The organism is Flavobacterium sp. (assembly GCF_965277525.1).
Lineage (GTDB): Bacteria > Bacteroidota > Bacteroidia > Flavobacteriales > Flavobacteriaceae > Flavobacterium.
This window is the reverse complement of sequence record NZ_CBDIDC010000005.1, coordinates 1,004,259-1,017,252: the sequence shown is the minus strand read 5'-3', so window position 1 is coordinate 1,017,252 and position 12,994 is coordinate 1,004,259. Positions and strand designations below refer to the sequence as shown.

Genomic DNA, 12,994 nt, shown 5'->3' with positions numbered 1-12,994 from the left:
ATATGTTATTTATTGTTGTGTAACGCATTGAAAACAAATTCAGATTATAGAATCTTTTTTCAACTTGTTGGTTTTCCTTTTTAAACAAGTATTATATTTACAATCACAAAAGTATAAAATATCCTTATGATAACAAGTGTTTTTAAAAAATCTACGCCATTAAATTATTCATTGGTCGTAATTTTAATACTGGTTTTCTTTTTTATTTTTCAAATTAAAGATCCATCATGGGTGAGTTCTTATTTTTTGGCGTTTCAAAAAGTAAGTTTGCTCTGCTTTATTTTGGCCTCTTTTTTCCTGATTAATTTCATCGTAAAAAAGAATGGGCTCAGTAAAGACAACGGTTACACGATATTTTTTTATTTATTGTTCATATTGTTTTTCCCCACAATTTTTAATAATGCAAATGTCATATATGCCAACTTTTTTGTCTTGTTGGCCTTGCGAAGATTGATTTCGTTACAATCCTTAAAAGCATCAAAAGAAAAAATATTTGATGCTTCTTTTTGGATTTTAATAGCTTCTTTATTTCAATTTTGGTGCGTTCTGTTCTTAATATTGGTTTTCATATCGATTGTTTTCCATGTTTCGAGAGATTATAGAAACTGGATCTTACCTTTTATAGCACTTTTGGCAGTATCAATAATTTTCCTATTGATAGCACTAATCTTCCATATTGATATAATAGAATTTTTTCAAAAGCGTGCTGTAATCGATTTTGATATTACTTATTTTAAAAACAATTACGAAAATGGCGCACTTTCAATATACGTTGCAGTAGCCTTGTTTTTTGTAACATCAATGTTAACGACATTATCCAATAGGCCTCAAATCGTACATTCTTCATACAAAAAAATTGTAGCTTGTTTTTTCATTGCAGCTCTTGTTTACATTGTTTCGCCGGATAAAAGCAATGATTTATTATTGTTTAGCATCGCTCCTTTGACTATTATGGCTTCAGGTCACATAGAATATATGCAGCATAAACTCAATAACGAAATTGTATTTTATGTCTTGATTTTGTGTAGTTTATTTACGTTTTTCTCTCAACTATAATTTACTTCCATAAGCAAGATCACCCGCATCTCCAAGACCTGGAATGATGTAGTTTTTAGCATTTAGTTTTTCGTCTAAAGACGCCACCCATAAATGGCAGTTTTCAGGAAGGTTTTTTTCAAGAAAAGCAATTCCTTCAGGTGCTGCAATAACCACTACAATATGAATTTCTTTTGGAGTTGCATTTTGAATCAACTTTTCATGAACAGCCACAATAGACTGACCGGTAGCCAACATTGGATCAAGTAATAAAACAGTTTTATCGTTGATGTTTGAAACAGCTTGATATTCAACCCGAATTTCGAATTCATCATCATTATTAGGATGGTATCTGCAAGCCGAAACAAAGCTGTTTTCAGCATGGTCAAAATAATTCAGAAAACCATTGTGAAGTGGCAATCCGGCTCTTAAAATCGAACATAAAACCAAATCGCTTTCGATTTCGGTTGTTTTTTTAATGCCCAGCGGAGTCTGAATTTCAACCTCTTTATACGATAAATCCTTACTTAGTTCATACGCCATAATTTCGCCAATTCGCTCTATATTTCTTCGAAAACGCATACTGTCGTTCTGAACGTTTATGTTTCTGATTTGACCTAAAAAATGATTTAATACGCTATTATTTTCAGAAATATAATGGATTTTCATAATAAAAATTTAGAATTATCAATGGGTTACAGTACGATAACGAAAATTTCATCGTTTTATTCGCACGATAAAAGTATAAAAAGTATCTTTGTAACTCTAACAAATAAACACATGTTTTCAAAATTAGCATATTCTGTTTTCGAACAAAGCATCAAAGATTATCATCAGTTTGATAATGTAGATCAACCTATAAACAATCCTTATCCAAAAGATAAATTCGAACATTTATTATATCTAAAAAACTGGATTGACACTGTTCAATGGCATTTTGAAGATATTATCCGTGATCCGCAAATCGATCCTGTAGCAGCTCTTACATTAAAAAGAAGAATCGATGCCTCTAATCAGGAACGTACTGATATGGTAGAATATATCGATAGCTACTTTTTGCAAAAATACATCGATGTAAAAGTAAAAGACGGTGCAAAAATCAATTCTGAAAGTCCGGCTTGGGCTTTTGACAGATTGTCTATCCTGGCTCTAAAAATTTATCATATGAACGAAGAAGCTACTCGTGCAGAAGCTTCGCAAGAACACAGAGATAAATGTCAGGAAAAACTAAACATTCTTTTAGAGCAAAGAAGCGATTTATCAACAGCGATTGATGATTTATTGACTGATATCGAAAACGGAGATAAATTTATGAAAGTGTACAAACAAATGAAAATGTACAACGACGATGAATTAAATCCTGTTTTATACCAAAATAAGAAATAATTTCTGGAGCTATTTCCAGCTTTCCATTTCATCCCGATAGCTATCGGGACACAAAAAAATAGAGTTTCTATTGTTCAAAAAAGAGCTTCTGTTGGTCGCTTTATTTAAACAGGAAACTTTATTTTTTTGCTCCGGGATTTCCATTTCAATCTGGGCTAAAAAACAGACAAGAAAAGAGCAGAATTTAAATTTTAAAAGTCAAAAATTGTCCAATAAAATTAAACATATAGCCGTCATGAGACTTTCCGCAATGGGAGATGTCGCCATGACGGTTCCTGTTTTACGTGCTTTTGTAAAACAATATCCGGAGGTAAAAATCACCGTAATTTCACGTCCGTTTTTCAAGCCATTTTTTGACGGAATTCCTAATCTTAACTTTTTTGCTTTTGATGAAAAAGAACGTCACAAAGGTTTTACGGGACTTTTGAAATTATTTCAAGACGTGCAACAACTTAAAATTGATGCTTTTGCAGATCTTCATAATGTTCTGAGATCTAAAATTGTGAGTTTACTTTTCGCTTTAAGCGGAAAAAAAAGAGCCACAGTTGATAAAGGTCGTGAAGGTAAAAAAGAATTAACACGCGCCGAAAATAAAATTTTCAAACAATTGCCAACTATGTTCGAAAGGCACGCAAAAGTGTTCCAGGAACTTGGTTTTTCTTTAGATTTATCAAATCCCACTTTTCCTGAAAAGGCAACTTTAAGTTCAGAAATATTAGGAATTATCGGGGATAAAAACCAAAAACTGATCGGAATTGCACCTTTTGCACAATACGATTCTAAGGTTTATCCGCAGGATTTAATGCAGGAAGTGATTGCAAAATTAGCAGCTAATAAAGAGTATAAAATAGTACTCTTTGGAGGAGGAAAGAAAGAAATCGAAATTTTGGATTCACTTTCAGAACCATTTGAAAATGTAATAAACATGGCCGGAAAAATTAAATTCCAGCAAGAATTACAACTAATTAGTAATCTTGATGTTATGCTTTCTATGGATTCCGGAAATGCACATATTGCGGCAATGTTGGGCGTAAAAGTTGTGACTCTATGGGGCGCAACACATCCGTACGCAGGATTTTTGCCATTCAATCAAACGATGGAAAATGCTTTAACTTCAGATCTGAATCAATATCCACAATTGCCAACATCAGTTTATGGAAACAAAATTGTCGAAGGTTACCAAGATGTAATGAGAACCATACTTCCAGATGAAATTGTAAATAAAATTCAGAGTCTTTTGTAAATTTAAGAGGCTGAATTCTAATAAAAAAATTCCAAATTCCAATTGTCAAGTTGGAATTTGGAATTTTTTAATTGGAATTTTTCAGACTATTATAAATCAAGAAGAAGATATCCCATTGCTTTCTTTTTGTTTCTGTCAACTACAACCTTCACAAAATGATTTTCTTTTTCAGTAGCGAGTAAAATATGTTCAAAATCTTCGGTTGAATTTCTATACACTTTATGAACCAATTCCGATTCTTTAATTTTTTTCGATAAAATTTTAGCGGCTTTTAATTCACTTACATAAGGCCAAATATTAAAAAAACTATCACTAGATGATATTTCTTTCATTCCCTCACTCATTGATGAGCGATACTTTTCTTCTGAAAGTAATTTAGGGGCTTTTTTGTTTCTTCTTTTTTTAATTATAAAGTAAATACAAAACAAAGAGGTTATTACAAAAAGTACGATAAAAGATAGACGGAGGTAATGATGCATTGCCATGATATTTAAATTTTAGGTTGACAATCAGAAATAGCTTTACAAATCAATCTTATAGATAAAGAAGAATGAGTAGCTTTAATAAAGTACTAATATACTAAATTTTTGGCATATTTTTTAAAAAATACTTAAAAACAAGTGTGTTTTTTTATGTATTGTTTATTGGTGTTTTTAATAAGAACCGTACTTTTTAATATACAAAAAGTAATAATTTGCTAAACTTTGGGATTGAAATCTAATCTTTTATAACCAAATCTTCCCATCACGACATCTGCCATAAATGTAATCAGATAAAAAAAATTCCAAATCCCAATTTTAAGTTTGGAATTTGGAATTTGAATATTTTGGAATTTTAACTTCTAAACATCATCATAATCTACATAAATAGATTCAGATGTTGGATGTGCCTGACAGGTTAAAATCAAACCTGAAGCAATTTCTTTATCGGTCAAAATGGAGTTTTTAGTCATTTCGGCAGTTCCGGAAGTTACACGGGCAAGACAACTACTGCAAATTCCGCCCTGGCAAGAATAGGGAGCGTCGATTCCCTGTTTTAAAGCGGCATCTAATATGGTTTGTTTTTGAGACATTTCGAATGAAACTTCGTCATCATCTACTAAAACGGTGATTTTTGTGTGTCCTTCAAGTGATGTTTTTATTTCGTGTTCCTGAGAAGAAGAAGTAAAAAGCTCAAACTTAATCGCAGATTCTTTTACATTTTTCTCTTTTAAAACATTAGAAACAATATTGATCATTTCTTCAGGTCCGCACAAGAAAAACTTATCAAATTGCAATTCTTTATGTTTGTTGTTTAAAACAAAATTCACTGCTGATTTTTCGATTCTGCCAAATAAAGCATTTTCGGCTTTAGCCTGACTAAAAACATAATGCACGAAAAAACGACCTACATATTGCAATTGCAAATCGTGTAATTCCTGATAGAATATAGTCTCTTCAGGAGTTCTATTTCCATAAACCAATACAAATGAACTTTTCGGTTCACTTTTCATAACAGATTTTATGATAGAAAGAACCGGAGTAATTCCGCTTCCGGCAACAAAAGCTGCGTAGTTTTTTTGTCTTTCAGCGTCTGGTTCAAAAGTAAATTTTCCTTCCGGGTGACCTACTTCAAGAACATCACCGGCTTTAAGTCTGGTATTGGCAAATTGAGAAAACAAACCGTTTTTTACTGCTTTTACTGCAATTCTTAATTCACCGCTTTCGGGTGCAGAACAAATAGAGTAAGCACGACGAATCTCTTGATTATCAAGTGTTAATTTTAAATTTATGTATTGCCCTGCTATAAATTTATAGTCAGGTTTAAGTTCTTCGGGAACATTAAAAAGTACAGAAACGGCATCGGATGTTTCGCGTTTTACCTCTTTAATTATGAGTTTTAAGAATGAAGGCATGATTGTATATTTTATGCAAAAGTAGCAAACGGAGATTAAATGTGAGGTACTAAATTATTATTTTTAACTTTTTTTGTAACGTTTGCTTACATTTGATCTCTTACTACAAAACTGAAAACCAAATAGCCATGATTAAAAAGTTTATTTATCTCGAATGGAAAGCCTTTACCAGATCTGCATCCTTTGGTGCAAATGTGGCAATGAAAATTTTAATTGGTTTTTTGATGGTTTATTTTTCGGTACTCTTTATCGGAATGGGCGTCGGGGCATTTTATGTATTAAGAAAAATGAATTTGGAACCATTATCGACTATCAATCAATTTCTAATTTATTATTTTCTGTTTGACCTTGTAATTCGCTTGTTGATGCAGGCAATTCCTGTATTGAATATAAAACCTTTATTGGTTTTGCCTTTCAGAAAACCAACAATTGTTCATTTCTCGTTGGGCAAAACCGCTTTGTCTTTTTTTAATTGGGTTCACGCTCTTTTCTTTATCCCATTTTCTATTGTGCTAGTTCTGGAAGGTTACGATCTTTTTGGGATTATCTTTTGGCTTTTAGCAGCTTTTTCTTTAGTATATATCAACAATTTTCTGAATATTATTTTGAGCAATATTGATAAATTGTTTGTTGTTTTTATCGGATTAATTCTTGTTTTAGCTGCGGCGCAATTTTATAAGGTATTTGATATAACTACTTTTACAACGCCTGTTTTTCAGGGATTTTATGCCACAAAAGGATTGTTTGTAATTCCTGTTTTGGTATTAACGGGATTGTATTTATTTACCTTTAAGTACTTTAAAAACAATTTGTTTCTGGATGCCGGACTTTCTACAAAAGAAGATATTGCTACAACCGAAAATCTTTCCTGGCTCAATCAATTTGGAACTTTAGGAACCTTTCTAAAAAATGATATCAAACTGATTAAGAGAAACAAAAGATCGAAAACAACGATATTTATGAGTATCTTCTTTTTGTTCTACGGATTCATCTTTTTCGGAAACAAAAGTCAGCCAGAGGTCATGCATATTTTTGCCGGAATCTTTGTTTCGGGAGGATTTTTATTCGTCTTTGGTCAGTTTGTACCAAGCTGGGATAGTTCCTATTACCAGTTAATGATGACACAAAATATTCCATACCGCGGTTATATCACCTCAAAATGGTGGTTGATTGTTATTGGTACAATTATTTCAACCATAATTGCTTCGTTTTATCTTTTTTTTGGATGGGAAATTTATCTGACAATTATAGTAGGTGCGATTTATAATATCGGAGTAAACTCGCACTTAGTGCTTCTGGGCGGCGCATTTACAAAAACGCCAATTGATCTAAGTTCTGCCGGAGGAGCTTTTGGAGACAAAAAAGCTTTTAATGTGAGTGCTATGTTATTGACGTTGCCCAAAATATTATTGCCGTTAGGCCTTTACGCAATTGGTCTTTATTTAGGAAATAAAACCATAGGTTTATCATTAGTTGCAGGAGCAGGAGTCCTGGGGTTTATCTTAAAAGACAAGGTATTTTCATTAATCGAAAAAAGATATAAAGTCGAGAAATACAGTACGATAAGTGCTTACAAACAAAAGAACTAATTAGAAAATGTGTCAATTTGATGATAAGATAATTAATAAATTATAGGACTTAAAATCAATCAAATTAACGATTAAACAAATCAACAATTAAACCAGTAAAAATGATACAAGTAAATCAACTTTCAAAAAAATATAACGGAACAACAGTATTAAATATTAATAATCTTGAAATTCCAAAAGGGCAAAGCTTTGGATTAGTGGGCAATAACGGAGCGGGAAAAACGACTTTTTTCAGTTTGTTATTAGATTTGATTCAGCCTTCTACCGGAAGTATCAGAAATAATAATATTCAGGTAAACACAAGTGAAAACTGGAAATCTTTTACAGGATCTTTTCTGGATGAAAGTTTTTTGATTGGTTATTTAACTCCTGAGGAATATTTTTATTTTATCGGAGATTTGCGCCATCAGAACAAAGCTGATATTGATGGATTACTGGCGCAACATGAAGAATTTTTTAATGGAGAAATCCTGAACAATAAAAAATATCTGAGAGATTTATCTAAAGGAAATCAGAAGAAAGTGGGTATTATTGCCACATTGATCGGAAATCCTGAAGTCGTTATTCTTGATGAGCCTTTCGCAAATTTAGACCCAACAACCGTTAGCCGATTAAAAAAAATAATAAAAGATCTGGCTGATAATCCAAATGTTACCGTACTGGTTTCCAGTCATGATTTACAGCATACAGTAGAAGTATGTGATCGAATTGTAGCACTTAATAAGGGTGAAATTGTCAAAGATATTCAGACTTCAAAAGAAACCTTACAAGAACTGGAATCGTTTTTTGCGGTATAAGTTTCTATATTTCAAAAAGAAGCGTATTTTTACAAGTCAATATACTAAAAATCCTTTTTAGAAGTTAATTGATTTAAACTCTTTTCTATTGAAAAAGAATACTCTTAAATATAGTTTTTTTCTGGTCTTTTTATTTCTTTTGATAGCGTGTTCTACCAAAAAAAATACATTTTTAGCTAGAAACTCCCATGCCTTGAGTACAAAATATAATATTTTGTACAATGGAGGCATTGGCCTTGATAAAGGTTTGAAGTCTATTCAGGCCAACAATCAGGATAATTTTTGGAAGATGCTTCCAATTGAAAAAATGCAAATCGACGAAAATTTTTCTGAAGGAGAGAAAGCAAAAAATCCTGATTTTGAAAAGGCTGAAACCAAAGCCACAAAAGCCATTCAGAAACATTCTATGAATATTGGCGGAAGAGAGCGAAACTCACAAATTGATGAAGCGTATTTAATGCTCGGAAAAGCCAGATATTATGATCAGCGCTTTATTCCTGCTCTTGAAGCGTTCAATTATATTTTATACAAATACCCCAATAGCAGTAACATTTATACAGCAAAAATCTGGCGAGAAAAGACCAATATGCGCTTAGGAAATGATGCTATAGCTTTAAAAAACATCAAGCTATTATTAAAAAATACAGATTTAAATAAGCAAACTTTTTCGGATGCAAATGCCTTATTAGCAGAGACTTTTTTGAATTTAGAACAAAAAGACAGTGCTGTTGCCAAACTTAGAATTGCTGAAAAATTCACCAAAGTAAATGAAGACAGAGCAAGATACCGTTTTATTTTAGGACAGATCTATCAGGAAGCCGGAAAAAAAGACAGTGCCAATTATTTTTATGATGGCGTAATTGATATGAACCGAAAAGCAGATCGAAAATATATGATGCATGCTTATGCTAAAAAAGCACAGATGTTTGATTATGAACATGGCAATCAGGATTTGTTTGTTGAAACCTATAATAAGTTAGTCGCAGATCGTGAAAACAGACCCTATTATGACATATTGTTTTATGAAATGGGAGTCTTTTTCGACAAATACAAAGAACAGGAAGATGCTTTAATTTTCTATAATAAATCATTAGCCAGAAAATCTAAAGATCCTTATTTAGTCGCTTCGACTTATAGAAACATTGGAAACATGTATTTTAAAAATACTGATTATACAATGGCAGCTAAATATTATGACAGTACGTTAGTTAAATTAGATCCTAAGACAAGGGAATACGCCTTTATTCAAAAAAACAGAAAAAACCTAGATAACGTAATTAAATACGAAGGAATTGCAAAACGTAATGATAGTATAATTAAGGTATACGGTTTACCCGCTGTCGACCGAAAATTATATTTCGAAAATTATATTACAGAGCTTAAAAAGAAAGATGAAGCAAAACGTATTTTAGAGGAAAAAGAAAAAGAAAGATTAGCCAATATCGATCGTAATACCAATGCCAGTAATGCTCCAACAGCTGTAAATCCTAATTCAGTAGGAAAAAGTGATCCTGGCGTGGGAGCATTTAATCCTCCAACAGGAAATGAAACGGCAAGTTCCAGTACTTTTTATTTTTATAATCCAACTACAGTTGCTTACGGAAAATTGCAATTCAAGAAATTGTGGGGGAACAGAACTATGGGCGGAAATTGGAGATTGGCAGCTATAAAATCGGCTAATAATGCAGCAATGAATGATACAATAAATAACGGTCAGGGTGCAAATGCTATAAAAGACTCTGTTGTTGTCGAAAAATATACAACTGATTTTTACGAAAAACAACTTCCAAAAACACAGTCTGCTATAGATAGTATTGGCATAGAGCGTAATTTTGCATATTACCAATTAGGACTCATTTATAAAGAGAAATTTAAGGAGTATAATTTGGCCAGTGAAAAATTGGAACAATTATTACGAAACAATCCGGAGGAAAAATTGATTTTGCCGTCGATGTATAATTTGTATAAAATATACCAGATTACAAATCCGGCGAAAGCAGAGTCTGTCAAGTTCGATATTACAACAAAATATCCGGATTCACGATATGCTCAAATTTTAAACAACACAAATACAGATGATCTGGCATCTCCTGAGAAAGAATATCAAAAATGGTATAAATTATATCAGCAAGAACAATTTGATATTGTCCTGGATAACATTGATAATTTAATCAATCAATATTCAGGGGATGAAATTGTTTCTAAATATGAATTATTGAAAGCGAATACTTTAGGGAAAGTAAATGGTTTGGCAGCTTATAAAAAAGGCTTAGAATCAGTAGCAGATAATTATCCAAATAGTGATGAAGGTAAAAATGCGCGAGAAATTTTAGAGAAACAAATTCCAGCTTTAGAAAAACTTGATTTTACGGCAGTTGACAGCAAAAACTGGAAAATTATTTATAAAATTCCAAAAGAGGATACCAAAACAGCCAAACAGATTGAAGAAGCAATAAAGAAATTTTTAGATGTTGAGAATTTCGAAAGGCTGACAACTTCTTTAGACAAATACAATAAAACAGAAAGTTTTGTAGTTATTCATGGCTTAAAATCAGAAGCTTATGCCAAAGATGTTTCAGGAGTATTAAAAGAAGATAAGAAATATAAAATCTCTAATCCTGCCATTATCATATCAAGTGATAATTATAAAGTAATTCAAATTAAAAAAAATATTGAAGCTTATTTAGCTCCTAAAAACCCATAATAATGTTTGATAAAGTTAAAAAAAACGGTACAGAACTTTTAGGAAAAACAAATAGAATTGTAGAAGGAACCTCTATAATAGGCGATATAGTTTCTAAAGCTGATTTTAGATTAGATGGCGAATTAATAGGAAACTTTACTTCACAAGGAAAATTAGTTATAGGGGTATCAGGCGTTGTAAAAGGCGAAATTGTTTGCAATAATGCTGATATTGAAGGAGAATTTCAGGGAAAGATAAAAGTTCTGGAAATACTTAATATAAAATCATCTGCACGAATTCATGGAGAAGTTGCTGTTGGAAAGCTTTCTATAGAACCGGGAGCTGATTTTACCGCTACTTGTACCATGCTAACAAATAACAAAGAAGTAATCCTAAAAGATGGAAAAGGAGCCGAATAAAAACAGAAGAAATAAATGGTTGCCACTTATTAACATTCCTGTTCAAATGGGGATTATTATTTTTCTATTTTCCTATTTTGGTGCATGGTTAGATGAAAATCATCCTAGCCCAAAAGTGTATTACAATACTATTTTTGTAATGATAGGTGTCGGACTTGCTTTATATAATGTGATTCGTCAGGTGAATGAAATCAATAAAACAAAGTAATTTATCTTTTAAAGTAGCTTTAAATAAATGTTGCATCTTTGCAGAAAATTATTTCAAATGCTTTTAAAAAATTACAAACCTTTTCTACATTTATTTTTTTTTGCTTTAGCAGCCTGTGTTTTGCATAAAGCCGCTTATTTAGTTTTGGGGGTAAATACCCAAAACTTTTATTATGATATAGTATTTTTATATTTGATTTTTTTTGGATTATCCGCATTATTGTACCTTATATTATTAATAGTAAAAAAGAAGAACTTTGAGATAATCGGGATGGCTTTCTTGTTGGGAACTTTTACTCAAATGTTGATAGGATATTTAATTTTAAGACCAATTTTAGAAAACAGAACGGAAGAGGTGATGGTTGAAAAAATCAGTTTTTTTATAACATTTATTTTGTTTTTGTTATTTCAGACGCTTTTAACTGTCCGATTATTAAATGAAAAGCGTTAAAATAACGATTCTGTAAAACAAGGTTCAAAAATAATTTTTCATATCCTTTTGAATATTAATAAAAAATGTACCTTTGCACCAAATTTTAGAAACGTAAAAAAATAAGATTTTTAACAGATATGGTGATTTCAAACAAACCGCTCAAATTTATTCTTGCAGCTTTAGTAGCTTGTTCTCCAGTAATGAGTTTTGCAAATTCAGAGAATGACTCAACGCATGTACAGACTGAGGCCGCTCATGAAGAGAAAGTAATTTCACATAACGCTCCTGTAGAAGGTGAGCACGAAGCTCTTGATCCAAAAGCAAAAGTGGATGCTTTTATTGATCATCACTTACAAGATTCTCATGATTTTGTTTTCTTTTCAGACGAAAAGGAAAATAAACATTATGGTTTTCCATTACCTGTAATTCTTATTGACGGAGGATTGAAAATTTTCTCTTCTTCAAAATTTCACTATGGTGAAGAAGTTGCAGAGGTTGACGGAACTTTTTACAAATTAGTTCACGGTAAAATTTACAAAACAGATGCTACCGGAGCGATTAAGCTTAATGAGCACGGACATCCGGAAAACGAAAAGCCATTAGATTTTTCTATTACAAAAAATGTAGTGTCAATGCTTTTTGTTTCTGTTCTATTATTTATAATGTTTACCGGATTAGCAAAATCATATAAAAAAGGACCAATTCCAACTGGATTTGGAAGAGTGTTAGAACCGCTTATTATTTTCATTAGAGATGAAATCGCTGTTCCAAATATTGGTGAGAAAAAATACAGAAAATATATGGGTTACTTGTTAACGGTATTTTTCTTTGTGTGGTTGTTAAACTTATTAGGTATGACTCCACTGGGAATTAACGTTACAGGAAATATTGCCATTACAGTTTGTTTGGCTGCATTTACTTTCATTATTACACAATTTAGTGCAAACAAAGAGTATTGGGGACACATTTTCTGGATGCCGGGAGTTCCTGTTCCAATGAAAATTATTTTAGCTCCAATTGAAATCTTAGGAACATTAACAAAACCATTTGCATTATTAATTCGTTTGTATGCAAATATTACTGCAGGTCACGTAGTAATTATGAGTTTGATCGCAATGATCTTTGTAGGTAAAAATTTAGCTGCAGATTTGCCAATCTCTTTAGGATTAACATTATTTATTTCGGTTATCGAAGTTTTAGTTGCATTTTTACAGGCCTTCATTTTCACAATGTTATCATCATTGTTTATTGGTATGGCAGTTCAGGAACATGATCATCACCACGCTGATGAGAATGTAATTATCTAAT

Annotated in this window: 13 protein-coding genes; 10 read left to right on the top strand and 3 right to left on the bottom strand. The window is 31.8% G+C overall.

The annotated features are described in order from the left end of the window. Positions 1–126 precede the first annotated feature (126 nt). Positions 127–1,056 carry a DUF6427 family protein gene (locus ACQY44_RS12775; protein ID WP_428230722.1) on the top strand — a complete coding sequence of 310 codons (930 nt, stop codon included), beginning with the start codon at positions 127–129 and terminating at the stop codon, positions 1,054–1,056. Here ACQY44_RS12775 and upp read toward each other — a convergent pair. Further along, entirely contained in the window at positions 1,051–1,704 is a 654-nt protein-coding gene (gene upp / locus ACQY44_RS12770) for a uracil phosphoribosyltransferase (RefSeq protein ID WP_428230721.1), read from the bottom strand. The two genes, ACQY44_RS12775 and upp, sit on opposite strands and share 6 nt — an antisense overlap. 111 nt (positions 1,705–1,815) lie before the next feature. On the opposite strand from upp, the gene ACQY44_RS12765 reads away from it, so the two are divergent. Continuing rightward, positions 1,816–2,421, top strand: coding sequence for a DUF4254 domain-containing protein (locus tag ACQY44_RS12765; protein WP_428230720.1), 606 nt, complete (start codon positions 1,816–1,818; stop codon positions 2,419–2,421). A gap of 235 nt (positions 2,422–2,656) precedes the next feature. Beyond that, positions 2,657–3,664: a glycosyltransferase family 9 protein gene (locus ACQY44_RS12760; protein ID WP_428230719.1), complete on the top strand. Its 1,008-nt coding sequence runs from the start codon at positions 2,657–2,659 to the stop codon at positions 3,662–3,664. An 89-nt stretch (positions 3,665–3,753) separates the two neighbouring features. Here the strand turns inward: ACQY44_RS12760 and ACQY44_RS12755 are convergent, their stop codons facing one another. Both ACQY44_RS12755 and ACQY44_RS12750 read right to left on the bottom strand, forming a co-directional pair. Further along, positions 3,754–4,149, bottom strand: a complete 396-nt coding sequence (locus ACQY44_RS12755) for a hypothetical protein (RefSeq protein ID WP_428230718.1) — start codon at positions 4,147–4,149, stop codon at positions 3,754–3,756. A gap of 356 nt (positions 4,150–4,505) precedes the next feature. Next, complete coding sequence (locus ACQY44_RS12750; RefSeq protein WP_428230717.1) at positions 4,506–5,558, bottom strand: 2Fe-2S iron-sulfur cluster-binding protein; 1,053 nt, start codon at positions 5,556–5,558, stop codon at positions 4,506–4,508. 128 nt (positions 5,559–5,686) lie between these two features. Here ACQY44_RS12750 and ACQY44_RS12745 point away from each other — a divergent pair, with 128 nt between their 5' ends. The 7 genes from ACQY44_RS12745 (at position 5,687) to atpB (ending at position 12,993) form a co-directional block, all read left to right on the top strand. Then, positions 5,687–7,147 carry a DUF5687 family protein gene (locus ACQY44_RS12745; protein ID WP_428230716.1) on the top strand — a complete coding sequence of 487 codons (1,461 nt, stop codon included), beginning with the start codon at positions 5,687–5,689 and terminating at the stop codon, positions 7,145–7,147. Between the two features lie 101 nt (positions 7,148–7,248). Then, positions 7,249–7,944, top strand: a complete 696-nt coding sequence (locus ACQY44_RS12740; protein ID WP_428230715.1) for an ABC transporter ATP-binding protein — start codon at positions 7,249–7,251, stop codon at positions 7,942–7,944. 88 nt (positions 7,945–8,032) lie between these two features. Further along, positions 8,033–10,648, top strand: a complete 2,616-nt coding sequence (locus ACQY44_RS12735; protein ID WP_428230714.1) for a tetratricopeptide repeat protein — start codon at positions 8,033–8,035, stop codon at positions 10,646–10,648. A gap of 2 nt (positions 10,649–10,650) precedes the next feature. After that, positions 10,651–11,046 carry a bactofilin family protein gene (locus ACQY44_RS12730; protein WP_428230713.1) on the top strand — a complete coding sequence of 132 codons (396 nt, stop codon included), beginning with the start codon at positions 10,651–10,653 and terminating at the stop codon, positions 11,044–11,046. Continuing rightward, positions 11,027–11,254, top strand: coding sequence for an AtpZ/AtpI family protein (locus ACQY44_RS12725; protein WP_428230712.1), 228 nt, complete (start codon positions 11,027–11,029; stop codon positions 11,252–11,254). The genes ACQY44_RS12730 and ACQY44_RS12725 overlap by 20 nt, the downstream gene beginning before the upstream one ends. 57 nt (positions 11,255–11,311) lie before the next feature. Beyond that, positions 11,312–11,704: a hypothetical protein gene (locus ACQY44_RS12720; RefSeq protein ID WP_428230711.1), complete on the top strand. Its 393-nt coding sequence runs from the start codon at positions 11,312–11,314 to the stop codon at positions 11,702–11,704. A gap of 119 nt (positions 11,705–11,823) precedes the next feature. After that, entirely contained in the window at positions 11,824–12,993 is a 1,170-nt protein-coding gene (gene atpB, locus ACQY44_RS12715; protein WP_428230710.1) for a F0F1 ATP synthase subunit A, read from the top strand. Position 12,994: the final 1 nt, after the last annotated feature.